Below are 24,523 nucleotides of genomic sequence, written 5' to 3' on the forward strand. Positions count from 1 at the left end.
TCCCTGTCCCTGGGCGCAGGGCAGGTGCGCTGGGACGGCCGGGTCCTGCCCCTGGGGCAGGTGGGCGCCCGGGGCAGTGTGGCCCTCGACGGGGAGGCCGTCCGCGTGGACGGCTTCGGAGTCGACGCAGACGCCCTCGGCCGCCTGGAGGGAGAGCTTGTGCTGGCCAAGGGCAGGCTGGGAGGCCGGCTCGCCGGGGAAGGCCTTCCGGCGCGCGCTCTCGTGGAGCTTCTTGGGGCTGCGACGGATTTTCCGGGCCAGGCCTGGACGGTGGAGGGAATGGTGGCTCTTGCCGCCCGGGTGGAGCCGCTCGAGGAGGGGGGGCGGGTGGAGGCGAAGCTCCCGTTTCGGGGTGCGGGGTTCAGCTCCCCGGACGGCGAGCTCCTGGCCCAGGGACTCGAGGGGGACCTCTCGGTGGAGTGGCGAGACGGGCCCGCCGCCCCGGACACCCCCCGACTCCTGGGTGAGCTCAGCCTCCGAGCGGGCGAGGCCCTCTGGAATACCGTGTACCTGGACCTCTCCCGCACCCCCCTGGGTCTTCGCCTCGAGGCCACCCCCCGGGACGGCGCCCTCCAAGACGTCGCCGCCGACGCGCGGCTCCAGGGCGTGGCCGCCCTGCACCTGGCCGGCGACCTGCGCCGCGAGCAGGAGCGCTGGCGCCATCGGGGCCGGCTCGTGGTGGACGAGGCGGTCCTGGAGACCCTCTTCCAGACCTTCGTGCGGGACCCCCTGGCCTCTTCGCGTCCCGATCTGGGTGCCCTCCAGGCCCAGGGCACCGCCAAGCTCGAGCTTGCGTTCGAGGGCCTGGACCGGGACGTGGACTTCCGGGGCCTGCTCGAGGTGCGCTCCGGCGGGCTGGCGGCCCCCGGGCAACCGGCTATGCTCTCGGGGGCAGAGCTCGAGGTTCCCCTCGCGTACGCCCTGGGCCGCACCGGGGCGGCCGCGGCTCCCCCGGAGGGGCCCGGGTGGGGGCGACTGCGGCTGGAACGCCTGGCCCTGGCCGGGATGGAACTGGGCCCCCTGGATCTGCCGGTCGCGCTCGTGCCCAACCGCCTGTACCTCGGCGGCACCGTGGAAGTGCCCCTGTTCGGCGGGCGGCTCGCCTTGCGCCGGCTTCGGGTCGAGGAACCCCTGTCACCGGCCTTCCGCGCCGCCCTGGCGGTACAGGCGGAGGCTCTGGACCTGGGACGGATTCCCACCCAGGGGCTCGCGGTGGAGGGGAGGCTCGGGGGCGTTCTCGATCCCGTCACGATCGACGCCCGGGAGCTCGCCACGGCCGGGACCCTGACGGGCGAGCTCTTCGGCGGCCGGTTCGAGGTCAGGGGTCTTGCGGTGCGTCAGCCCTTCGCCGCAGGCCGGGAGATCGCCGGCGACTTCCAGGCGACCGGCATGGACATGGAGCGGCTCAGCGGGGCTCTCGACGTGGGACAGGTTACCGGCCGGATCTCGGCCGCCCTAACCGGGGTGCGCGTGGCCTACGGCCAGCCCGTGGCGTTTCACCTGCGGGCGCAGTCAGAGCCGGTCAAGGGCGTGGAGCAACAGGTGAGCCTGAAAGCGGTCAACGCCATCTCGCTGCTGAGCACCGGGTCCGCCCTGGGGGGCGCCGGGGTCTCCATCCTGACCAGCCTCTTCCGCCAGTTCCCCTACGACCGTATCGGCTTCGAATGCACCCTGTCGAACGACGTGTTCACGGTGCGGGGCCTCATCCGGGAACAGGGGGTCGAGTACCTGGTGAAGCGTCCGTTCCTCGGGGGAATCAACGTCATCAACCAGAACCCGGACAACCGGATCCGCTTCTCGGACATGGTCCGAAGGCTGCGCCGGCTTGCCCAGGGAGACGCCGAACCCGAACCCCGGCCGTGAGCGCGCCGGAAGAAAGGAGTCGCCATGAGATCCCAACGCAAGCTGTGGCGCCCGCGCATGCCTCCCCTGGCCGCCCTGGCCCCCGTGGCCCTGATCGCGGCCTGTGTCACGGTGAACGTGTACTTTCCGGCGGCCAAGGTGGAGGAGGCGGCGAAGCAGATCGTGGAGGAGGTCTACCAGGAGAAGGGGGCGAAGCCCCAGACGCAGCTCGACCCACCCCCTGCAGCCCACGGGTGGACGGGGTGGCTCGGACCCCGGGCCGCCCACGCCGAGGAGGCCGCGACCGTCAGCAATCCAACCATTCGGGCGCTCAAGGACCAGATCGCCCAACGCCACGCCCAGCTCGTCGACCACTACGCCAAGGGGCAGGTGGGCATCGACCGCGACGGGTTCCTGCAATTGCGGGATACGGGCGGCCTTGGGCTCTCGGAGGTGGCCGCCGTGAAGCGGCTGGTCGAAGCGGACAACGCGGCCCGCCGCCAGCTCTATGCCGAGGTCGCCCGCGCCCTGGATCTCCAGCCCCAGCAGGTGAACCAGGTCCAGGAAGTCTTCGCCCGGGAGTGGCGCGACAAGGCCCAGGCCGGTTGGTGGGTGCAGGACGATGCCGGAGAATGGAAGAAGCGATAGAGCGTCCGGTTCGAAGACACCAGCGACGCCAGCATCGCCTGCGGGCAGATCGGGCCGATCCGCATCATCGGCGAACCTCGGCCGGCACGAGCGCGGCCGCCTCACCGATCACGATGAGCTTGGTGAGTACCGCGTCCACGGTCTTGGAGTCGCGCCGGAAGTCGTCGAACGACAGGCCTGTTAGGTAATCCTTCGCTCCGGACACCGCCTCCAAGATGTGCCGGACACGGAACTTCCACTTCCGGCTAGAGAACATCGACCGCCTCCCGCAGGATGCCTCCTTGAGGTCCTCGAAGAGCGAGTTCCGAAGGACGACATCGACCTTCGGGACATCCAACGTCTGCTGCAGGAAGTCCTGGGTGTCGAGGAACGGAGCGCAAGGGCTCCCGGACCCCGTTTGCCACCCAGGCGGTGGATCCAGGGCCGCGCTCCCCTTGCGGACCCCTCCCCGTTCTGATGAAATGATGCCTCGTCGTCGCGAGGAGGCAGATGGAGACCAGCGCACCGGACCCGCGCCTCGTCGAGCTGCTGGCGCGGGCGCGCCGCGTGATGGTGTTTACCGGAGCGGGCGTATCCACCGGGAGCGGCATCCCCGACTTCCGGGGGCCCGACGGGGTGTGGAAGGTTCGGCGGCCCGTAGAGCTCGGCGAGTTCCTGCGCTCGGCGGCCGCCGGGGGGGAATCGTGGGTGGGGACGCTGGAGCGCCGGCCGCGGCCCCGCGGCGCGGCTCCCAATGCCACCCACCGGGCCTGCGCCCGGCTGGAGGAGGCCGGGCGCCTGGAGGCCGTGGTCACCCAGAACGTGGACGGCCTCCACGAGCGGGCCGGCACCTCCCGGCAGCGCCTGGTGGAGCTCCACGGGACCGACTCCCGGGTGACCTGCCTCACCTGCGGGGTAGAGGCGCCCCTGGAGGAGACCTACGCCGCCTTCGCGGCGAGCGGCCGCGCCCCCCGCTGCCCCTGCGGAGGCTTTCTCAAGCCCGCCACCATCAGCTTCGGCCAGGCCCTGCGCACCGAGGACCTGGAGCGGGCCGCCCGGGCCGCCGCCGCGTGCGATCTCGCCCTCTCGCTGGGGTCCACCCTCTCGGTCCACCCCGCCGCGGGCTTTCCCCTTCTGGCCGCCCGCCGGGGCGTACCCTACGTCATCGTGAACCGCGGGCGAACCGACCACGACGGCCTTCCCCTGGTCACCCTCCGCCTGGACGGCGATGTCTCCGCCCTCTTTGCCCCCGCCGTGGACCAAGCGCTGGGGGCAGCGGCCTGAGGCGCTGGCCGGCGCCGACTTGACCCTTCCGAACGGGCTGGCTCCTCAACGGGGGCGCCCCTTGCGTCCCTTCCTCCGTGGGTCCGCCCCTGGGGCACCCGCTACCCACAGGGAAATTGTTTTCCCATTATATTACCCCCGCCACCACCTCTCCTTCGCTCCCATCGGGATTGGACATTCTTCTTCCACTTGCCGGAGGGAGTTTCTGTGCTCGCCCGAAGGGCCGCCTCTGCACGGCACGCCCCTTGCTTCCGCTTGCCGTCTCGCAGGCCGGCGGTTCCTCTTCTCGCAGGATGCCAGGGAACCCATGCAGACGTCGATCTTGGTCGTAGAGGCGGACGGCTATACCGCCGACCACCTTACGCGGCTGTTCCGCGAAAACGGGTACGCGGTGCACCACGAGCGCAACGGGCACGCGGGGCTCGAGTCGTTCCGGAGGCTGCGGCCCGACGTTGCGTTCATCGACCTCTACCTTCCCGACATGGACGGGCGGGAGGTCTTGGCGGAGGTAGCCACCAGCGGTCTCGAGACCAGCGTGCTGATGGTCTCGGGCCGCAAGAACCTGGGCGCCGTGGTCGACTGCATGAAGCTCGGGGCGCTCGACTTCCTGGAGAAGCCGTTCCACCCCGAGGAGTTCCAGCTCACCCTGCGCCGGGCGGAAGACCGGATCCAACTCGAACGGGAGGTGCGGCGGCTGCGCCTCCAGGTGGAGAACGGCTCTCCCTACTCCCTGCTCTTCGGCCGGGGCCGGCGCATGCGCGAAATGCAGGCCATCGTGGACCAGATCGCCGACACCGACATCACGGTGCTGCTCCGGGGAGAGAGCGGCACGGGCAAGGACCTCTTCGCCCGAACCATCTGGGAGTGCTCCGCGCGGCGCGGGAAGCCCTTCGTCAAGGTCAACTGTGCGGCGCTCCCGCGGGATCTCCTCGAGAGCGAGCTCTTCGGCTACGAGCAAGGGGCGTTTACCGGGGCCAACTTCACCAAACCCGGCAAGTTCGAGTTCGCCAACGGGGGCACGGTGTTTCTCGACGAGATCACGGAGATGCACGTGGACTTGCAGGCGAAGCTCCTGCATGTCCTCCAGGATGCGGAGGTGTGCCGCGTGGGGGGCAAGGCACCCGTGCCCATCGACGTGCGGATCATCGCCGCGACCAACCGCAACATCGAGGAGGAGATCCGAGAGCGCCGCTTCCGCAGCGACCTCTTCTATCGGCTCAACGTGGTGAACATCCAGATCCCCCCGCTTCGGGAGCGCAGCGACGAGATCCCGAGTCTCGTGGAGTACTTTCTGGAGAAATTCCGCGCCCAGTACCAGCGCCCCGACGCCGCCGTTCCTCCGGACCTCGTCCAGGAGATGCAGGAGCACCCCTGGCCCGGCAACATCCGGGAGCTCGAGAACTACATGAAGCGCGTCGTGGTGGTAGGCGACCTGGACGGGGTGCGGCGCGAGCTACGGAGCCTGCGCCGCAAGGACGCCGGATTCGCCAAGACGGGGGAGCCCGCGGATCCCGGGCGCTACGAGGGCAAGACTCTCAAGGAAGTGGCCAAGCTCGCGGCACAGGAAGCCGAACGGGTGGTCCTGGAGCAGGTCCTCCAGAGGACCCGCTGGAACCGCAAGCGGGCCTCGGAAATGCTCGACATCAGCTACAAGGCCCTGCTCTACAAAATTCGCGAGACGGGACTGGAGTAGCGGCCTGGAGGACGCGGCGGCGAAACCCGTCGGAACCGCCGGAAATTTCTTCGTCGACGCGCCCCCCGGGCTCCGGTTCCGAGGCCGGGGGGCCGATAGGTAGGCAACCCGGCGCACCGCCGGCCGGGCGCGTGGGCAGGGCTGAAGTGGACCCAGACGAACGAAGAGGGGAGGCAGCGGATGGTCGGGATGAACCGGCGACTTGACGGGCGCAAGCTTGGGTGGGGCACGGCTCTGGGGCTCGTGGCGGGAGCGCTGCTCCTGGCAGGGGGTCCCCCGGCGGCGTGCGCCGAGCAAGAGGCGGAGGGGGCGGAGCACTACCGGATCGGCGTGGAGGACGTGCTGGAGATCAACGTCTGGAAGAACCCCGACGTTTCCCGCCAGGTCTGGGTGCGCCCCGATGGGCGCATCACCGTGCCCCTGGCCGGGGAGATGCTGGTACGGGGGCTCACGGTCCAGGAGGTGGCCGAAGGCCTCACGGGGAAGCTCAAGGAGTTCTTCACCGAACCGGTGGTGACGGTGACCCTTCTGGAGACCAACAGCTACAACGTCTACCTCCTGGGGCGGGTGGGCACCCCGGGGATCATGAAGCTGCGCAGCCCCAAGACCGTCTTGCAGGTGCTCGCCATGGCCGGCGGGTTCCAGGAGTTCGCGAGCACCGGCAACATCGTGGTGACCCGGATGGTGGAGGGAAAGTCGGTGCGCATCCCCGTGGACGTGCCGCGGATCATCAAGCGGGGCGACCAGCAGGACTTCCTGCTCCTGCCCGGCGACGTGGTGGTGGTCCCGTGAGGCAGGCATGAGGATGCTGCCGATCCTGCTCGCCTGCGCGGCAACCCTGGCCTGGGCCGCCGCGGCGGGAGCCCAGGAGGCGGAGGAGCCGACCGACTTCGAGCGGGACCTCCTGCGCTACCGGTCGTTCTTCGACTACGGCGGGTTCGAGCCCTCCCTGGAGTCGATCCTTCCCCAGGGGGCCGTTTCCCGCTGGCGCGCAAGCGCTGGGATCGACGGCACGTACACCGACAACTACGGCCTGGACTCCCGGCGGCAGGACGCCTTTTACAGCGACGCGAGCCTGGGGGTGGGGTGGCTTCGCCGGTCGCCGCGGGTGGACGCGGTGGCCGACTACCGCTTCACCACCTCCGTCTACCAGAGCGACGCGGCCTCCGACAGGGACTCGTCGTCCCACCGGGCAGCCGGAAGCCTGGGCTGGCAGGCGGCGGAGCGGCTGCACCTGTCGGCGGGCGGTTACCTGGCGCAGAACCTGGAACAGGGGTTCGCAAGCCCCCGCCTGGGCGTGGAGCCGAGCTACGCCAACCGGTCCGACGAGTACGGGGCCAACGCCGGATACCGTTGGGCGCCGGCCCGAGGGGTGTCCAACGCCGGCAGTTACGCGTTCACCTACGTGACCCATCCCGGGGCAGACGCGGAAGGGCAGGACGTGCGTCGGCACCGGGCCAGCGAGGACCTGGCACTCCAACTGGGCAACTGGGACGCCCTGGATCTGCGGTACGGGTTTGCCCAGGAGGAGACCCTGGGCGGCGGGCGACGGCGGGACAACCACGACGGCACCGTGTCGTGGTCCCACACGTTCGGGTCGTTCCTGATCCGCCAGCAGTCGGTGCTGACCCTTTCCTACGCCACTGCTCGGGTGCTCTATTTCGAGCCGGAAGGCGGCCTGCCCGGGGACGACGATTACTGGAGTCACACGGCGACGGCGCGCTTGGGGCTTTCTCCATCTCCCCACACCCGCCTGGGGGTGCATGGGGGGTACCAGTGGATCGTGCCGGACGAGGGGGAGCGGACGTCCTCCTGGGTCGGAGGGGCGGACGCGGAGCACCGTTTCACGGCCCGCACCGAAGGACTGGCGGGCGTGGAACACCGCCTGGCCTACCTTCCGGAGGCCGGGGACGCCCAAGAGATCTGGACCTACTACGGGGAGCTCCGGCAGCGCCTCTCGGAACATGCCCGGGGCCGGCTGCGCTGGGAGCACGTCTGGGACTACCAGCCGGCAAGCGCCCGAACCGACGCCACGGTCCTCACGGAGACCCGGCGGGCCACCGCGGGGCTCGACGCGCGGCTCACCCGGGTACTGCGCGGCAACGCCCGGGCCCACTACGTGTGGGGCAACCCCCGCGAGACCCTCTCCGGCGCGCCGGAAGACAGGTACTGGGAGGGCGGTGGAAGTGCGGAGCTGGTAGCCGAGATGGGTCCCGGCGGATTCCTCGGGTTGGAGTACCTGGGGGTCCGCCGCCAGACCCGGGAATCGGACGACGACTACTTCCTGCACCGCGGCAGCCTCTTCTACCAGCGCCCGGTGCTCTCGTGGCTCCAGGCGGCCCTGCGAACCAGCCACGAGCGGCGCAGCTACGATGCGTCGAGCAACCGGGCGGACTACTTCGAAAACCGGGTCTACGCCAGCCTGACGGCGTCGATCTAGGAAGCGGCGATCCCGAGACCCCTTCCTTGCCGGCGGCAGGGGAAGAGCACGGGCTCCGAAGACGAGAATGAGGCAAACGATGCAAAACCCCCTCGGCCAACCCCAGATCGACTTCGCCCGGTACGCGCGGCTGCTGTGGAGGCGCAAATGGTTCATCCTCGCCCCCCTGCTGATCTTTCCCGTGGCGGCGGGCCTCTATGCCATGAAGCTTCCCGACAGCTTCCAGTCCACCACCCTCATCCTGGTCCAGCCCCAGAAGGTGCCCTCGAACTTCATCGCGAGCACCGTGACCACGAGCATCGGGGAGCGCCTCCAGACCATCAGCCAGCAGATCTTCAGCCGCACCCGCCTGGAGCAGATCATCAACGAGTTCAACCTGTTCGCGGAAGCCCGCCAGACGCGGCCCCCGGAGGAGATCGTGGAGCGCATGCGCTCGCGCATCTCCCTCCAGGTGCACCGCAACGACGCCTTCCGGCTCTCCTTCGTGGACCCGAATCCCCGTCTGGCCATGCTCGTCACCAATAAGCTCGCCAGCCTCTTCATCGAGGAGAACCTGAAGGTCCGCGAGCAGCAGGCCATCGGCACCAGCCTCTTTCTCGACGACGAGATCGCCCGGTACCGGGACAAGATCTCGGAGCGGGAAATCAAGATCCTGGAGTTCAAGCGGCGCCACCTCCACGAGCTTCCGGAGCAGCTCTCGAGCAACCAGTCGATGCTCGGGCAGCTCCAGAACCAGCTCAAGCTCAACGCGGACAACATCAACGCCGCCGAGAGCCGGCGGGTGCAGCTTCAGCAGCAGATCGCCGAGGTGGAGAGGCGTGCGGAATCGGAGGCCGCCGCGCCGGCGGCCGGCCTGGGCGGCACCTCCATCTCCGAGCTCCTCCTGGCCCAGTTCCAACAGACGGCGGCAGGCGGTACCGGGACTCCCGGAGCGCCAGGGGTCGACGACGGGGCCCTGCGGGCCGCCGAGGCAGAACTACACAAGCGGCGGGCCGTGTTGGAGAACCTGCTCCTCACCTACACCGAGCGCCACCCCGACGTGGCGCGGCTCAAGGCCGAGATCGGTCGGCTCGAGGAGCGCGCCGGGGAGCTTCGCGCGGAGCTCGAAGAGGCCCGGGCCGACGCCGACGCCGAGCGCGCCCGGGCCGAGACGGAAAAGGCCCGAGAGGAAGCGGAGCGGGCTGCGCGGGCGCCGGCGCCGCCGGCCCCGGAGCCTGCTCCGGCACCTTCCGGTCCCCGCTACCCCCCCGTGTACGAAAAGCTCCGGGCAGACCTCCTCAAGGCCGAGGCCGACATCGCGCGCCTCACGGCCCAAAACGACGAGATCCACAAGCAGGTCGCCCTCTACCAGGCCCGGATCTCCGCGACCTCGGCCCGGCAGCTCGAGCTCCAGCAGCTCAGCGAGGACTACGACAACATCAAGAAGGTGCACCAGAACCTCATCGACAAGAAGCTCCAGGCCGATCTATCGGAGAACCTGGAACGCAAACAGAAGGGGGAGCAATTCCAGATTCTCGACCCGGCCAATCTGCCCGTGAAGCCCTTTTCCCCCAACCGGATGCGGCTGGTGGCCCTGGGAGGCGTGGCGGGCCTGGCCCTGGGCCTGGGGCTCGTGCTCCTCTTCGACCTGCTCGACCTGAGCGTGAAGACCCGCCAGGAGCTGGCTGCCGTGGCGGGTCTGCCGGTGCTCGGGGCGATTCCGGAGATCGCCGCCCCCGGAGATCTGCGTCGCCGCTGGATGTGGCGCCTGGCCTTTTCCGGTACCGCCGTCCTGTGCCTGGTCGTGGCGACGGGGATCGTCCACTGGACGGTGAAGCCCATTCCCCAGGCGGTTTCGGACCTCACGACCCAGGTTCGGGCCACCCACTGGACCACCACCCGCTGATCCGGGACCGAGGCGAGACACCCATGAGCAAGATCATCCAGGCCCTCGAGAAGGCGAAGAAGGAGGGCGGGCTCCAGCAGACCGCCGGCGCCGTGGACGAACGGGAGACCCTGGGGCCCCTCGTTTCGGCTCCGGAGACGGCGGCGCCGGCACAACCCGTGCGCGAGCGCAAGCGCCGCTCCCGCCGCCGCCCCGTGCTCGTCACGGCCAAGGCGCTGGACCCCGAGGTCCTTCGGGCCGCAGACCCCCACCTCGATGCCCTCCACCGGCCCATGTCCGTGGCGGCCGAGCAGTACCGGGCGCTACGGCAGCGCCTCGAGGGGCTGAGCGCCGAGGCAGGGATGCGGACGATCGCCATCACCAGCGCCGCCAAGGGGGAGGGAAAGAGCCTCACCGCGGTGAACCTGGCGGCCACCCTGGCCCAGGACGCCACCCGGCACATCCTGCTGGTGGACGCCGACCTGCGCCGTCCCCATGTCCACGAGCTCCTCGGCCTGGGCCTCTCACCGGGTCTGGGCGAGTACCTGCAAGGCACGGTGCCTCGGGAGGCGGTGATCCGGGAGACCCCCTTCTTCGGGCTCTGCGTCGCCACGGCCGGCGCCGTGCAGGGGCACCCCGCCGAGCTTTTGGCGAGCCCGGAATGGGAGGAGTTCATCGCCCGGAGCCGGGCCGAGTTCGACTACGTGATCGTCGACACGCCGCCCCTTCACCCCGTGAGCGACGTGCCGTTCCTGGCCGCGTCCGTGGACGGGGTGCTCGTGGTGGTGCGGGCCGGCAAGACCAGCAAGAGCCTGCTCAAGCAGACTCTCGAGACCCTGCCGCCCGGAAAAGTCCTGGGCACCGTCCTCAATCGGGTCGAGAGCTTGACGGGCAGGTTCGGGTACGGCTCGAACTATGGTCCGGCGGGGTACTACTACGGCTATTCCTAGGCTTCGGCGATCCGCTGCCGGGTTTCCGCGGTCCGCCGGCAGCGGCCGGCGGCCAGGCGGCATTCGGCGCCGCACAACTTACCCCCATGCCCCCTCCAGGGGCCGGTGCGATGCGAAAGACTCTTACCGTACGACACTTCTTCCTCTTCGCGGTGGAGGACGCCATCGTCCTGGCCTCCCTCCTGGCCGCCCTGGGGCTGCGGTTCGGACCCGACGTCGGGGCGCTCCTGCGCGACGGTTCGGAGTGGCTGCGGATCGGGCTCGTGGTGGCGGTAACCCAGCTCTCCTTCTACTACCACGATCTCTACGAGCTGCCGGTGCTCAACAGCCGCCGGGAGCTCTTCATCCGCCTCTTCCAGGCCCTGGGGATCGCGAGCATCCTGCTGGCCCTGGTGTACTACCTCCACCCGGGGCTCATCCTGGGGCGCGGGGTCTTCGCCCTGTTCGTTGCGGTGGTGATCGGGGTGGTGGTCCTGTGGCGGCTCGGGTACACTGCGCTGCTCTCGTCGCGCGGGCTCAGCGTGAACCTGCTGCTCGTGGGGGCAGGAGACCTGGCCCGCAGCATCCACCGGGAGACCCTCACCCGCCGGGCCCTGGGGTTTCGGGTGCTGGGCTGCCTCGCGGCCAACCCGGAAGAGGCCCGGCAGAAACCCGACGGCCTGCCCCCCGTGCTGGGGAGCTTCGAGGAGCTCCGGGAGGTCGGGCAGCGCGACGGCGTCGACCGGATCGTGGTGGCGATTGGGGAGCGCCGGGGCAAGTTCCCGGTCCGCGATCTGCTGGAGTTGCGGATCTCGGGCCGCCCGGTGGAGGACGGGTGCGCGTTCTACGAAGAGCTCACGGGAAAGCTCCTGGTGGAACACATGCGCCCGAGCCAGCTCATCTTCGGGGAGGGGTTCTCGAAACGGCCGTTCACGCTGGCGCTCAAGCGCACGGTGGACTTCCTCGCCAGCGGGCTGGGGCTCGTGCTGGCGCTGCCCGTGTGGCTCCTGGTGCCCCTGGCCATCAAACTCGACTCGCCGGGCCCGGTCTTCTTCCGCCAGGAACGCACCGGGGAGCGCAACCGGCCCTTCCAGGTGCTCAAGTTCCGCTCCATGCGCTCCGACGCGGAGGCGAGCTCCGGGCCGGTGTGGGCCAGGGACGCCGACGACCGGGTGACCCGGGTCGGCCGGCTCATCCGCAAGACCCGTATCGACGAGATCCCCCAGCTCTGGAACGTGCTCAAGGGGGAGATGAGCTTCGTGGGCCCGCGACCAGAGCGGCCCTTCTTCGTACAGCAACTGGCCGAGCAGATCCCCTACTACATGCAGCGTCACTCGGTGAAGCCGGGCGTGACGGGTCTCGCCCAGGTCAAGTACAGCTACGGTTCCACGGTGGAGGATGCCGTGGAAAAACTGCGCTACGATCTTTACTACATAAAGAGAATGGGCTTCTGGATGGACCTCTCCATCATCTTCGAGACGGTAAAGGTGGTACTGTTCGGCAAAGGGGCAAAGTGAAATGTATCGTGACTTCTACGCCCTGAGCGCCAAGCCCTTCAGCCTCACGCCGGACCCGGAGTTCCTGTATCTGAGCCAGGGACACAAGGAGGCCTTGGCCCATCTGACGTACGGCATCGAGTCGAAGTCGGGCTTCGTGATGGTGACGGGTGAGGTGGGCTCGGGCAAGACCACCCTGCTGCGCACCCTGGTGCGCCGGCTGGGCTCGGGGGTGTGCCTGAGCCAGGTCACCAACACCCGGGTGAGCTACAAGGAGCTCCTGGAGCTCATCCTCGAGGACTTCGGGGTTCCACCCCGCGGCCTCAACAAGACGGGGCTCCTCGGGGCCCTCAACGAGTTCCTCATCGAGCAGTTCCGCGAAGGGAAGAACGCGGTGCTGGTGGTGGACGAAGCACAGAACCTGAGCGTACCGACCCTGGAGGGGCTGCGGATGCTCTCGAATTTGGAGACCGAGAAGGCCAAGCTCCTCCACATCATCCTGGCCGGCCAGCCTGGCCTCCGGGACCTGATCGACGCCCCCGCCTTGGAGCAACTGCGCCAGCGCATCACCGTGCGCTATCACCTGGGCCCCCTGGGCCCGGGGGAGGTGGCCGAGTACGTGCGGCACCGCATCGACAAGGTGGCCGGAGACCCCGAGAAGGCCCCGGTCTTTCCCGACGAGGTGATGCCGGCCATCCACGAGGCCACCGGCGGCATCCCCCGGCTGGTGAACGTGCTGTGCGACGCGGCGCTTCTGCACGGGTACGTGGCGGAGAACCGAGTCATCGGGCCCGACATCATCGGCGAGGTGGCCGCCCAGATCACCAGGGATCAGCAGGGAAATGGTTCTGCGACGCCGCCGCGCCCCTCCAAGGACGCAGCCTCCCTGGAGACCCGGGTGGCGGAACTCGACGCCCGGCTGCGGGCCATCCTGGCCGGGGGCCTCCCAGGGGTGGGAGGGGCGGAGGAGGGTCTCCGGGAGCGGGCAGAGGAGTTGGAACGCCGGGAAGCCGCCCTGCGCACGCGGGAGGCGGATCTCGACGAGCGCGTGGCCCGGCTCAAGGAGGAGTGGAAGCGCCGCATGGCCCGGCTGGAGGAGGAGCGGCGCTCTCCCCGCAGCGGGTTCGAGGCCCAGATTCCCCCCCTGAGGGTCCACGTCCACGACCCCGATCCCCGCCTTCAGAACGCCCTGGCCGACCTCCTGGCCGGGGCCGGCATCGACGCGGAGGTGCATCGGGATTACGCAAGTTTCCAGGCATCCGTGGGCGAGGAAGCGGCCGGGACCAGCTTTCCCGTGGCCGTGCTCGGCGCGGTGGCCGACGATGGGGAGAACGTCTTGCGGGTCCAGAGCCTGCGGCAGCGCTTTCCCCACGTGCCCGCCGTCTTCTTGAGCGACATCGACCTCTCCACCATCCGCCGCCGCATTTTCGCCGCGGGGGCCGACTACTTCCTGGAAAAGCCCAACGACCGGTCTCGCCCCCTCTCGAGCCACCGGGAGGCCACCGAGCACCTCAAGAACGACCTCGTTCGGGCCATCCGCCACATCCACCGGCAGCACGCGGCAGTGCTGGAGCGGCTGAGCGGGGGCGGCAGCGGCGAGCTCTCCGGCCGATGACCCGCCGCACGGCAGCCTCCTCCACTTCGCGCGCAAGCGAGGACCACCCATGAGCAAGCGCATCGGCGATCTCCTGATCGAGTACAAGATCCTCGACCAGGCCCAGCTCGACGAAGCCGTGGCCGAGCAGCAGAAGACGGGGGAGCGGCTGGGGAGCATCCTCATCAAGAAGGGCTTCGTCACCGTCGAGGATCTGGAGTTCCTCCTCTCGCGCCAGCAGTCCGTACCGGCGATCAACTTGCAGAAGTACTGCCCCACCAGGGACGTGGTGGCGCTCATCTCCGAGAAGTTCATGAAGAAGAACTTCGTCCTGCCGGTGGAGCTCCACGACAAGACCCTGACCGTGGCCATGGCCAACCCCCAGGACTACCGGGTGGTGGACGAGATGCGGTTCATGACCGGCATGCGCATCGCCCCGGTCGTCTCCTCCATGTTCGGGATCAAGAAGAAGATCCGGGAGATCTTCCCGAGCTCGACCAAGTGGGAAGAGGCCCTGGACCTGCGCAACCAGCGCGATTTGGAGATCATCTCCTCCCAGTCGGAGCTCCGGGAGGAGAACCTCGAAGAGGTGCTCGAGTCGTCCGCCGAAGCGCCCATCGTCAAGATCGTGAATTCCGTGATCCTGGCGGCGCTCGACCGCAAGGCCACCCACGTCCACATCGTGCCCCGGGAAGAGAGCGTGGAGGTGCGGCTTCGGGCCAACGGCGTGCTCGAAACCCTGGTGACCCCCCCCAAGGAGTACGCGCAGAACTTCGTCAACCGGCTCAAGGTGCTCGGGGGGATGGACATCTTGCAGCGCCGGGTCCCCCTGGAGGGATACTTCCGGGTGCGTTCGGAGGACCAGTACTACGACATCGACGTCGCCACGTTTCCCGTTCTGAGCGGCGAGCAGGTCACCCTGACCTTCCAGCAGCCCTTCTCCAAGGAGGAGCTGCGCCTGGAAAACCTCGGCATGTCGGCGGAGATGCTCGACGCCTACCGCCGGGTGACCCAGGCCGAGCGGGGGCTCCTGCTCTTCCTCGGCCCCCCCGAGAGCGGCAAGACCTCCACCATCTACGCCACCCTCAACGCCCTCAAGAGCCCCGGCAAGTCGACGGTCACCTATGAGAACCCCATCAAGAACCGCTTGACGGACATCGACCAGGCCGAACCGAACGAAAAGGCCGGGGTCACCTACGCCCGGGGGCTCAAGGCCCTCGTGAAGCACGACATCGACTATCTGATGGTGGGAGAGATCACCTCCCGCGAGGTCTTGGAGACCGTGGTGGAAGCCGCCCTGGGAAAGACCCTGGTGCTCGCCCGCATGGTCTTCAACCACACCCTGGGCGCCATCCCCCGGGTGCTGGAGCACGGGATCGCGCCGTTCATGCTCTACTCGGCCCTGGGTGCCGTGGTGGGGCAGCGCCTCTTGCGGCGCCTGTGCCCCCACTGTCTGGAGTCCTTCGAGCCCCCGGAGCCGGTGAAGGAAGAGCTCCGGGCGGCCACCGGCGCAGCCAACCCCCACCTGTACCGGGCCGTCGGGTGCCGCAAGTGCGGCATGACGGGCTACCAGGGCCGCATCGGCGTCTTCGAGCTCCTGGTCCCCGACGACCGACTGCGCACCCTCATCCTCGCCCAGGCCCCCCAGGCCGAGATCGAGCAGGCCGTCCTCTCCAACGGCTTCCGAACCCTGCTCCAGGACGGCCTGACCAAGGCCGTGGAGGGGCTGACGACCTATGAGGAGGTGCGATCGATCAAGTGAGGGAACGCGCCGCCCAGCCGCCCAGCCCAGCCGCCCAGCCCACGTCGATCGTCAACGCCTTGACGATCGACGTGGAGGACTACTTCCACGTCTCGGCTTTCGAGTCCGTGTGCGATCCGTGCACGTGGGGGGGGCGAGAGTGCCGGGTGGAGTCGAATACCGATCGGCTCCTGGAGATCCTTGCCGGCGTGGACACCCGGGCCACGTTCTTCGTCCTGGGTTGGGTCGCCGAGCGGTTTCCGGGCCTGGCCGGCAAGATTGCCGCCGCGGGCCACGAGGTGGCCTGCCACGGCTACGCGCACCGCAGGGTGAGCACCCAGACCCGAGAGGAGTTCCGGGAGGACGTGCGGCGGAGCAAGTCCTTGCTGGAGGAGCAGGCGGGCGGTCCGGTCCTCGGGTACCGGGCGCCGAGCTACTCCATCGGCCCCACGTGCCTGTGGGCCTTTGACGAGCTCGCCGAGGCCGGGTTCGCCTACGACTCCAGCGTCTTTCCCGTGCGCCACGATCTCTACGGCCTCTCCGACTGGCCCCGCTTCCCCTTCTGGATGGAACGGATCGCGGGCGAAGACGGCCTGGGCAACTGGGTGCCGGCAGAGGACAGGGGGCAGCGGTCGGCCACCGGCAATCCGCCGGGCGCCGAAACCCGGCACCCGGCACCCGGCCCGGAACATCTCCTGGAGGTCCCGATCACTACACTGAACCTGCTCGGCCGCAACGTCCCGGTTGCCGGGGGCGGGTACTTTCGCCTCTTCCCTTACGGGCTCACCCGCTGGGGGCTGGGGCGGATCAACCGGGAGGAGAGGAGGCCCTTCGTGTTCTACCTTCACCCCTGGGAGCTCGACCCGGGCCAACCGCGCATGGAGGGGGCGGGTATCAAGAGCCGGTTCCGGCACTACGTGAACCTGCACAGGACCGAGAGCCGCTTTCGCCGCCTGCTGGGCGATTTTTGCTTTGCGCCGCTGCGGGAGGTGCTCGCAGGAGCCATTTCTCCCGATTCCCGCCCAGGGCACGGAGGTCTTTCGTGAATCCCGAGATTCCCCGCGGTGGTTTTCTCGCCTCCGCCGGCCTAGACCACCCGGAGGCGTTCGCCCAGGCACTGAGGCGCGGCGGCGCCGAAGCAGCGGCGCTTCCCGGAGCAGGTCCGGTGCTGGCCGCCTGGAGGGACTTTCCGGGGCAGGGGCTCTGGGCCGGCGACGGGGGCGCCGTGGCCTACGACCTGGACCTCACCAATCTGGTGGCGCTGCGAGGGGCACTGGAAGACACTTCCGCCGAGGCCGCGGAGCTCGGCGAGCTCCTGTGGCGGCTCTACCGCAGGTTCGGGGAGACCTTCGTGGACCGCCTCCGGGGGCCCTTTGCCTTTGCCCTGTGGGACGCCGGGTTGCGGCTCCTCCTGGTGGCGACGGATCCCTTCGGCATCCGGCCGGTGGTCTACGCCCGATCCGGCGGGGCGCTGGCCGCGGCGTCGCGCATCGGCCAGGTGCGCCTGTGCCCCGGCGTCCCGGACGAGATCGACCCGGAGGCCGTCTACCACTACCTCTTCTACAGCGCCATCCCGAGCCCCGCGACCATCTACCGGGGCATCCGCAAGCTCGAACCCGGGCGGTTTCTCGCCCACACCCCCCGGGGAACCCGCCTGGGGACCCATTACGACCTGCGCTACCGGCCCGACGGCGCGCAGGCAGAGTCGTACTGGCGCCGGGCAGTTCCCCTGGAGGTCCGCGGGGCCGTCAAGCGCCTGGCGGGGCTCTCCGCCCCGGAGACCACCGGCTGTTTCCTCTCGGGCGGCACGGATTCGAGCAGCGTGGCCGGGTACTACGGGCAGGTCGCCGGAGCCGCGGCCCAGACCTTCTCCATCGGCTTCGACGAGCCCGGCTACAACGAGCTCGACTACGCCCATCTGGCGGCCCGGCACTTCGGCACGCGGCAGCACGATTACTTCGTCACCCCCGAGGACGTGCTCGGGCTCGTGGAAGCCCTGCCGCGCCTCTACGACGAGCCCTTCGGGAACTCCTCGGTCATCCCGGCCTTCTACTGCGCCCGCCTGGCCCGGGAGCAGGGGATCGACGTGCTCCTGGCCGGCGACGGGGGAGACGAGATCTTCGGGGGCAACGAGCGCTACGTCACGAACCTGGTGTTCCAGCGCTACCAAGCCATACCGGCGTTGCTGAGGCGGGGCGTGCTCGAGCCGCTCCTGGGGGCGGCGCCCGGGTGGGGCCCCCTGCACAAGGCCAAGCGCTACGTGCGCCGGGCCAACATCCCCAATCCGGAGCGTTTCTTCTCCTACAACCTTCTAGCCGAGGAGGACCCGGCGCGGGTCTTCCAGCCCGACTTTCTCGTCCAGGTAGACCCCGACTGCTTCCTGGCCCTGGCCCGGCGGCATTACCAGGCGGCCGCCCCGGCCCACGATACCGACCGGCTCCTCTACCTGGACATGAAGTTCACCATCACGGACAACGACCTGCGCAAGGTCACCCAGATGGGCGAGGCAGCCGGGGTCCGGGTGCGCTACCCGTTCCTCGATCGGGACCTGGTGGACTTCACCTGCACGATCCCTCCGACCCTCAAGGTCAAGGCCGGCCGGAACCGGTACCTCTTCAAGCGCGCCATGGAGGGGTTTCTTCCGACCCAGATCATCCAGAAGTCCAAACACGGCTTCGGCCTCCCCGTGGGCCCCTGGCTGCGCTCCCACCCGGGGCTCTCTTCGCTCCTGGCGGACACGCTCTTCTCCGGCACCCCCCGGCTCGCCCAATGGGTGCGCCCCGAGTTTGTTCGCTTCCTGCGCCAGGGCTTCGAAACGGACAACGTCTCGTACTACGGCGCCAACCTCTGGCTGCTCCTGGTGCTGGAGCTCTGGCTGCGTCGCCAGGCCGGATCCTGACCGCGGCCCGCGGCTCCCACGGGCAACGTGCCACCCGCAACGAGCGCCCTCCATGAAGATCCTCCACGTCCTCGACCACGGCCTGCCGATCCAGGACGGCTACAGCTACCGCAGCCAGAACATCCTGGAGTCCCAGCGGGAGCTGGGGCTGGCGCCGCTTGCGGTCACCTCCCCCAAGCATGAGGCGGACTGGAAGGGTGTTTGGGCACCGGAAGAAACCCAGGGAGGGGTGAGGGTGTTTCGGACCGGAGCCGTCTCGGGGAGCTCCCTTCCCTTCGTGGGAGAGATGCGGCTGATGCGGGCGCTGGAGCAGCGGCTGGCCGGCATCGCAGCCCGGGAGAACCCTGCGGTCCTCCACGCCCACAGCCCGGTGCTCAATGCCTTCCCCGCCCGCAAGGTCTCCCGGCAGCGTCGCGTGCCCCTCGTCTACGAGATCCGGGCCTTCTGGGAGGACGCCGCTGCCGACCAGGGCAGCTACGCCGAGGGCTCCCCCAAGTACCGCCTGGTGCGCGCACTGGAGACGCGCTGCTGCCGCCGGGCGGACGCCGTGGTCACCATCTGCGCGGGGCTGCGCGACGACCTCCTGCGCCGGGGGATCCCCGAGGGCAAGGTCCGCGTGGTGCCCAACGCCGTGGTGCCCGAGCAGTTCCCGCCCGCCGAGCCCGACGAGGTCTTTCGGGAGAAGTGGGGGCTTCGGGGCAGGACTGTGGTGGCCTTTCTGGGCTCCTTCTACCACTTCGAGGGGCTCGACGTGCTTCTGGAAGCGGCCGCCCGTCTGGCACCCGAGATGCCCGAGCTCGCCGTGCTCCTGGTGGGGGGCGGCGAGACGGAGGTGCTGCTGCGCCAGCGGGCGCACGACCTGGGCCTCGGCGGCACGATCATCTTCGCCGGGCGCGTGCCCCACGCCCAGGTGCCCGGCGTCTACGCCCTGGCCGAGGTGCTGGCCTACCCCCGAAAGCCCATGCGCCTCACCGAACTCGTGACGCCCCTCAAGCCCCTGGAAGCCATGGCCATGGGAAAGGCCCTGATCGCCAGCGACGTCGGTGGCCATCGGGAGCTGGTGACCGACGGGGAGACCGGGCTGCTGCACCGGGCGGGCGATCCGGAGGCGCTGGCCGCCGGCCTGGGAAGACTGGTCCGCGACGCCCAACTGCGCCGGGTCCTCGGGGAGCGGGGCCGGGCCTGGGTGCGGCGCGAGCGCACCTGGCACCGCAACGCCCAGGCCTACGCCGCTCTCTACGCGGAGCTCCGGAGCGCCGGCCGATGAATCCTGGCCTCGTCCAGGTCCGCCGGGCCCGCCCCGAGGACCGGGCCGCCTGGGACGGCTTCGTCGCCGGCCGGTCCGATGCGGTGCCCTACCAGCTCTGGGCCTGGGGGGAAGCCGTGGCCTCGGCCTACCGGTGGAAGGTGGCGCGGTTCCTGGCGGAGGAGCACGGCCGGGTGGCGGGCGTGCTCTGCGCAGTCTGCCTGCGCCAGCCCCTCGGGCGCCAGGAGTGGGTGTGCCTCCCCTACTGCGACGTGGGAGAGGCCCTGGCGGAATCGGACGCCGCTACCAAGGCCTTGTACGACGCAGCGGCGGCGGCGGCGGAAGCGGCGGGCGCGCGCCGCCTCGAAGTTCGCCGGGCCCGAGGCACCGGGCTCGAAGCCCCCCCCGGGCAGCCCGTCGCCACGACCTCCGGGAAGGTGCGCATGGTGCTGCCGCTCCCGGGAGGCGCGGCCGCCCTCTGGGGGTCCTTTTCCTCGAAGCTCCGCAGCCAGGTCCGCAAGGCCGAGAAGAACGGCCTGGCGTTTCGCTGGGGCAGCGGCCCCGAGCTGGACGCCTTCTACCAAGTCTTTGCGCGCAACATGCGCGACCTGGGCTCCCCCGTCCACTCCCGGCGCTGGTTCCGGGAGGTGCTCCGGGCTTACGGACCGCAATGCCGCCTCGGGCTCGTGTGGCACCAGGACCGGCCGGTGGGCGGGGGAATCCTCCTTCTTGCGAAAGCTTCGGCGAGCATCCCCTGGGCTTCGACCCTGCGGGAGGCCAACGCCCTGGCGCCCAACATGCTCCTGTACTGGAAATTCCTGGAGTTCGCCGCCGATGCGGGGTACGCGTCCTTCGACTTCGGCCGCTCGACCCCCGGGGAAGGCACGTACCGCTTCAAGGCCCAGTGGGGGGCAGAGCCCCGCCCCCTGGCCTGGAGCACGGTGCACCTGGCGGGCGCCGCGGCGATCCCCCCGGACGGACCGAGCTCCGCCCGCGCCCTGGCGGAACAGGTCTGGAGGCGCCTGCCCCTGCCGCTGGCCAACCTCCTGGGCCCCGTCGTGCGAAAGTACATCAGCTTGTGAGGGGTGACGTGGAGCGTGAGACGTCCCATCGCCCCCCAACTGATCACTTCCTTCCTGGAGTCCCCCCATGGCCCTGTTCCTCTTCTGGATCTGCCTCGCCCTCCTCGCCTACGTGTACGCGGGCTACCCTTTGCTCCTGGCCGTGCTCCCCAAGCGCGACGTGGCCGCGAGAGAGGACCTGCCCGAAGACCGACTACCCACGGTCTCCCTGATCGTGGCGGCGTACAACGAGGAGAAGGTCATCGAGGACAAGGTGCGAAACGCCCTGGCCCTGGACTACCCGCGGGAGAAGCTCGAGCTCTGGGTGGCTTCCGACGGTTCCAGCGACCGGACCAACGAGATCCTGGCCCGGTTCGAAGGGGAGGGAATCCGGGTCCACTACGTCGAACCCCGGGGGGGAAAGACCCGGGCGCTAAACCTCACGGTGCCCCGAACCTCCGGCGAGATCCTGGTCTTCTCCGACGCCAACGCCCTGTACCGGCCCGACGCCCTGCGAAAGCTCGTGCGGCACTTTGCCGACCCTTCCGTCGGGGCGGTGAGCGGCGACGTGCGCCTGCTCAACGAAGACGTCTCCTTCGGCCAGTCCGAGGGGCTCTACTACCGGTATGAGCGGTGGATCCAGCTCCAGGAGAGCCGGCTCGGCTCCATCATCGGGGTCGACGGCGCGATGTACGCCCTGCGCCGCGAGCTCTTCGTGCCGCCCTCGAACAACATCATCCTCGACGACTTCGTCATCTCCATGACGGCCGCCGGCCGGGGCTTCCGGGTGCTCTACGACCCCGAGGCCGTGGCCACCGAGAGCGCCACCCCCGACGCGGCCCAGGAGTTCCGCCGCAAGGTCCGGATCTCCGCCGGCGCGGCCCAGGCGGCCCTCCAGGGCGAGGGGCTCCCTCCCTTGGGGCAGCCCCGGCTCCTGTGGGGCTACGTCTCCCACAAGGCCCTGCGCTGGCTCAGCCCCTGGTTCCTCCTGGGTCTCTTCTTCGCCAACGTCCACCTCCTGGGCCGCTCGGCGGGCTATGGGCTCTTCCTGGCGGCCCAGGCCGCGTGCTACGGGCTCGCCCTCTACGGCGTGCGCCGCAGTCGCGGACGCATGCCGCACTGGGTGCAGGTCCCCTTCTTCTTCGCCCTCCAGAACGCCGCCTACCTGATCGGTGTGGTGAAGGGGCTCCTCACGGTCCAGACGGGAACCTGGGAACGCACGGGAAGGTAGGGAGCCTGGGCCGGCGCCCCTTTTCCGGAGACGAAGGCCATCCCGAGTCGTGTGGGGGTTTGGCGCGCGGAGGAGCCCCGAAATCGGACTTGCGCCCGACACCGTCCAGCGCCATGCTGTCGGGCCTTGCCGGGGGGCTTTGTTCAGCGCGCGAGGCACGAGGAGGGGATTCCATGACGCCGGAAGACCTGCGACAAATCGAAGGGCTCCTGCGGCGCTTTGGCGAAGAGCTTCGAGGTGAAATTCAAGGGGAGATCCGGGAGCAGGTCGACAAGCTCGACGCCAAGATCGAGGACCGGGTCAACGCGCTCGACGCCAAGATCGAGGAGCAGGTCAACCGGCTCGACGCCAAGATCGAGGAGCAGGTCAACCGGCTCGACGCCAAGATCGAGGACCGGGTCAACGCGCTCGACGCCAAGATCGAGGACCGGGTCAACGCGCTCGACGCCAAGATCGAGGAGCAGGTCGGCAAGCTCGACGCCAAGATCGAGGACCGGGTCAACGCGCTCGACGCCAAGATGGAGGAGCAGGTCGGCAAGCTCGACGCCAAGATCCAGGATCAGTCCGAGAGCTTCGAGCGGTGGTTCGGAATCCAGCGGGAGGCCTTCCAACACGACCTGGCGCTGGTGGCCGAGGGCCACCAGATGCTGGCAGAGAAGATCGACCGGCTTGCCGAGGAGACGCGAGCCCGCGCGGATGCGTTCGAGCGGGAGCTCCTGGCCCACAAGGCCGACCCGTACGCCCACCAGGCCTGGCGGGTGAGCGAGGGCGAAGCAGACTGACCGCCGCGCAAGCGGCTCGTCATCGCGGGCATTCCGCGGGAGGAAAGCATGAGCGTGGAGGCCTTGAGAAAGGACCTGTCCGAGCCGCAGGAGGCGGCCGGCGCAGGCATCCTGTCGGCCATTGGGAACACCCCCATGGTGGAGCTCAGCCGGTTGGGGGCAAACCCCAGGGTGCGCCTGCTGGCCAAGCTCGAGGGGTGCAACCCCGGCGGGTCCGTAAAGGACAGGCCGGCCCACTACATGGTCCGCCACGCCGAAGAATCGGGGAAGTTGACCCCGGAAAAGGTCATCCTGGAACCGACTTCGGGAAACACCGGAATCGCCCTGGCCATGATTGCCGCGGCCCGGGGCTACCGCATCCGCCTCGTCATGCCCGAGTGCGTGAGCCTGGAGCGGCGCCGGGTCCTCGAAGCCCTGGGCGCCGAGCTCACCCTCTCGGTGGGGTGCGAGGGCACCGACGGGGCGATCCGCAAGGCCTTCGAGATCCTGGAGGCGGCCCCCGACACCTACTTCATGCCCAACCAGTATGCCAACCCGGCCAACTGGCTCTCCCACTACGAGACCACCGGGCCCGAGGTCCTGTGCCAGACCGGCGGCGACGTGGATGTCTTCGTGGCCGGCATGGGCACGAGCGGCACCCTCATGGGGGTGAGCCGCTATTTTCGGGAGCGAAAAGCCGGCGTGCGCGTCGTGGGGATCGAGCCCCCCATGGGCCACGCCATCCAGGGGCTCAAGAACATGCGGGAGGCCATCGTCCCGGCAATTTACGAGCCCGCGCGCCTGGACGAGAAGCTCGTGGTGGCCGACGAGGAGGCCTTCGACATGGCCCGGCAGCTCGCCCTGCGGGAGGGCCTCTTCGTGGGGATGTCGAGCGGTGCCGCCGTAGCCGGGGCCCTGCGGTTCGCCTCCGCCCTCGACTCGGGAACGGTGGTGGTGCTCCTGCCGGACCGGGGAGACCGCTACCTGAGCACCGCCCTGTTCCGCTCCGTGTGCGCCAACTGCCCTCCCTGAGGCGCCCTCCCCCAGGCCGCACTTTCCGTAACCCCAAATACCGAGAGGGCCCGCCTAGGCGGGCCCTCTCGGTAAAGAGGAGGAGGAAGAGGAGGAGGTTGTACCGCTCGCTGGCCGGGCCGGGAGAGCTGCCACCCTCCCCCGGTGTGCCGTGCTTCGCGATACGCAAGTACTGTATCGGACGTAGATGAGGAGAACCTTAAGCCCCCATGAAAAAATTATGAGAGACCCCGCAATTCTTTCCAGCCCTCACTCGGCGGCGCTCCCCCGGGAGACCTGATCCACCAGGGAACGGAGGATCTTGCGGGTGTATCGCTCCCGCTTCTCGGGGCTGCGGGCGTTGTAGCACCCGATGCCGTCCACGGTGTACCCGTAGCGGGCCAGGCAGTCGCGAAGCACCCAAGCCCCCACCAGGACGTTGTAGCAGGGGTCGGTGCACACGCGGATCCACCGCTCCGGCCCGAGACGGCTCTCCCACCAGGAGTTGATCTGCATGAGGCCCACGTCCACCGAGCCGTCGGCGTTCCACCCCGCCGCCTCGGGATCGAGTCCCGACTCGAGCTCCGCGATGGTGCGCAGGAGCACCTCGGGCACCCCATAGCGCGCCGCCGCCTCCTCGAAGCAGAAAGCGTGGCTCGGCCGGGGGGCTACCCCCAAAGCTCCGGACAGGAGGAGCGCCGCAGCCACCCAGGCCGCGCGGGAAGGCAGGTATAGTCCCATGGGCCGTTGGTCCCATTCCTAACGAAGCGGCGCCTCAGACCGCCAAGGAGTGACGGTTCCTAC

The 24,523-nt window shown here is 69.4% G+C and carries 20 protein-coding genes; 18 read left to right on the plus strand and 2 right to left on the minus strand.

The genetic code is table 11. The features are described from left to right. Both AB1578_06890 and AB1578_06895 read left to right on the plus strand, forming a co-directional pair. Nucleotides 1-1,863 (plus strand): hypothetical protein (locus tag AB1578_06890; protein ID MEW6487624.1); only part of this gene is annotated, 1,863 nt, incomplete at its 5' end. Nucleotides 1,864-1,887: 24 nt separating this feature from the next. Continuing rightward, the gene (locus tag AB1578_06895) at nucleotides 1,888-2,490 is read left to right on the plus strand and encodes a DUF1318 domain-containing protein (protein MEW6487625.1); all 603 of its coding nucleotides are present in this window, start codon (nucleotides 1,888-1,890) and stop codon (nucleotides 2,488-2,490) included. 64 nt (nucleotides 2,491-2,554) lie between these two features. On the opposite strand, the gene AB1578_06900 is transcribed toward AB1578_06895, so the two are convergent. Next, nucleotides 2,555-2,746 (minus strand): HepT-like ribonuclease domain-containing protein, encoded by a 192-nt coding sequence (locus tag AB1578_06900; protein MEW6487626.1) that lies wholly within the window; start codon nucleotides 2,744-2,746, stop codon nucleotides 2,555-2,557. 233 nt (nucleotides 2,747-2,979) lie between these two features. Between AB1578_06900 and AB1578_06905 the strand changes: the two genes are divergently transcribed. The 16 genes from AB1578_06905 (at nucleotide 2,980) to AB1578_06980 (ending at nucleotide 23,740) form a co-directional block, all read left to right on the plus strand. Beyond that, complete coding sequence (locus AB1578_06905; GenBank protein MEW6487627.1) at nucleotides 2,980-3,753, plus strand: Sir2 family NAD-dependent protein deacetylase; 774 nt, start codon at nucleotides 2,980-2,982, stop codon at nucleotides 3,751-3,753. A gap of 307 nt (nucleotides 3,754-4,060) precedes the next feature. After that, nucleotides 4,061-5,446, plus strand: a complete 1,386-nt coding sequence (locus AB1578_06910) for a sigma-54 dependent transcriptional regulator (protein MEW6487628.1) — start codon at nucleotides 4,061-4,063, stop codon at nucleotides 5,444-5,446. Between the two features lie 189 nt (nucleotides 5,447-5,635). Continuing rightward, a complete protein-coding gene (locus AB1578_06915) occupies nucleotides 5,636-6,238 on the plus strand; it encodes a polysaccharide biosynthesis/export family protein (GenBank protein ID MEW6487629.1) in 603 nt (200 codons plus the stop codon). Between the two features lie 7 nt (nucleotides 6,239-6,245). Continuing rightward, entirely contained in the window at nucleotides 6,246-7,886 is a 1,641-nt protein-coding gene (locus AB1578_06920) for a hypothetical protein (protein MEW6487630.1), read from the plus strand. 79 nt (nucleotides 7,887-7,965) lie between these two features. Next, the gene (locus AB1578_06925) at nucleotides 7,966-9,771 is read left to right on the plus strand and encodes an XrtA system polysaccharide chain length determinant (GenBank protein MEW6487631.1); all 1,806 of its coding nucleotides are present in this window, start codon (nucleotides 7,966-7,968) and stop codon (nucleotides 9,769-9,771) included. Between the two features lie 23 nt (nucleotides 9,772-9,794). Continuing rightward, on the plus strand, nucleotides 9,795-10,700 hold the full coding sequence (locus AB1578_06930; protein ID MEW6487632.1) for a CpsD/CapB family tyrosine-protein kinase: 906 nt from the start codon (nucleotides 9,795-9,797) through the stop codon (nucleotides 10,698-10,700). A 110-nt stretch (nucleotides 10,701-10,810) separates the two neighbouring features. Continuing rightward, nucleotides 10,811-12,196 (plus strand): TIGR03013 family XrtA/PEP-CTERM system glycosyltransferase, encoded by a 1,386-nt coding sequence (locus AB1578_06935; GenBank protein ID MEW6487633.1) that lies wholly within the window; start codon nucleotides 10,811-10,813, stop codon nucleotides 12,194-12,196. A 1-nt stretch (nucleotide 12,197) separates the two neighbouring features. Beyond that, on the plus strand, nucleotides 12,198-13,790 hold the full coding sequence (locus tag AB1578_06940) for an XrtA/PEP-CTERM system-associated ATPase (protein ID MEW6487634.1): 1,593 nt from the start codon (nucleotides 12,198-12,200) through the stop codon (nucleotides 13,788-13,790). 49 nt (nucleotides 13,791-13,839) lie between these two features. After that, complete coding sequence (locus tag AB1578_06945; protein ID MEW6487635.1) at nucleotides 13,840-15,531, plus strand: GspE/PulE family protein; 1,692 nt, start codon at nucleotides 13,840-13,842, stop codon at nucleotides 15,529-15,531. Beyond that, nucleotides 15,528-16,556 (plus strand): XrtA system polysaccharide deacetylase, encoded by a 1,029-nt coding sequence (locus tag AB1578_06950; GenBank protein MEW6487636.1) that lies wholly within the window; start codon nucleotides 15,528-15,530, stop codon nucleotides 16,554-16,556. The genes AB1578_06945 and AB1578_06950 overlap by 4 nt, the downstream gene beginning before the upstream one ends. Further along, nucleotides 16,553-18,409: an asparagine synthase-related protein gene (locus AB1578_06955; protein MEW6487637.1), complete on the plus strand. Its 1,857-nt coding sequence runs from the start codon at nucleotides 16,553-16,555 to the stop codon at nucleotides 18,407-18,409. Before AB1578_06950 ends, AB1578_06955 begins: the two co-directional genes overlap by 4 nt. Before the next feature lie 52 nt (nucleotides 18,410-18,461). Beyond that, nucleotides 18,462-19,676 (plus strand): TIGR04063 family PEP-CTERM/XrtA system glycosyltransferase, encoded by a 1,215-nt coding sequence (locus AB1578_06960; protein ID MEW6487638.1) that lies wholly within the window; start codon nucleotides 18,462-18,464, stop codon nucleotides 19,674-19,676. After that, entirely contained in the window at nucleotides 19,673-20,737 is a 1,065-nt protein-coding gene (locus AB1578_06965; protein MEW6487639.1) for a GNAT family N-acetyltransferase, read from the plus strand. Before AB1578_06960 ends, AB1578_06965 begins: the two co-directional genes overlap by 4 nt. A 67-nt stretch (nucleotides 20,738-20,804) precedes the next feature. Then, nucleotides 20,805-21,947, plus strand: coding sequence for a glycosyltransferase family 2 protein (locus tag AB1578_06970; protein MEW6487640.1), 1,143 nt, complete (start codon nucleotides 20,805-20,807; stop codon nucleotides 21,945-21,947). A gap of 173 nt (nucleotides 21,948-22,120) precedes the next feature. Continuing rightward, a complete protein-coding gene (locus AB1578_06975; protein MEW6487641.1) occupies nucleotides 22,121-22,729 on the plus strand; it encodes a hypothetical protein in 609 nt (202 codons plus the stop codon). 48 nt (nucleotides 22,730-22,777) lie between these two features. Beyond that, nucleotides 22,778-23,740, plus strand: a complete 963-nt coding sequence (locus AB1578_06980) for a cysteine synthase family protein (GenBank protein MEW6487642.1) — start codon at nucleotides 22,778-22,780, stop codon at nucleotides 23,738-23,740. Nucleotides 23,741-23,989: 249 nt separating this feature from the next. Here AB1578_06980 and AB1578_06985 read toward each other — a convergent pair whose 3' ends face one another. Further along, nucleotides 23,990-24,460: a lytic transglycosylase domain-containing protein gene (locus AB1578_06985; protein ID MEW6487643.1), complete on the minus strand. Its 471-nt coding sequence runs from the start codon at nucleotides 24,458-24,460 to the stop codon at nucleotides 23,990-23,992. Between the last annotated feature and the right edge of the window lie 63 nt (nucleotides 24,461-24,523).

It is taken from the genome of Thermodesulfobacteriota bacterium (assembly GCA_040756475.1).
Taxonomy (GTDB): Bacteria; Desulfobacterota; Deferrisomatia; order Deferrisomatales; family JACRMM01; genus JBFLZB01.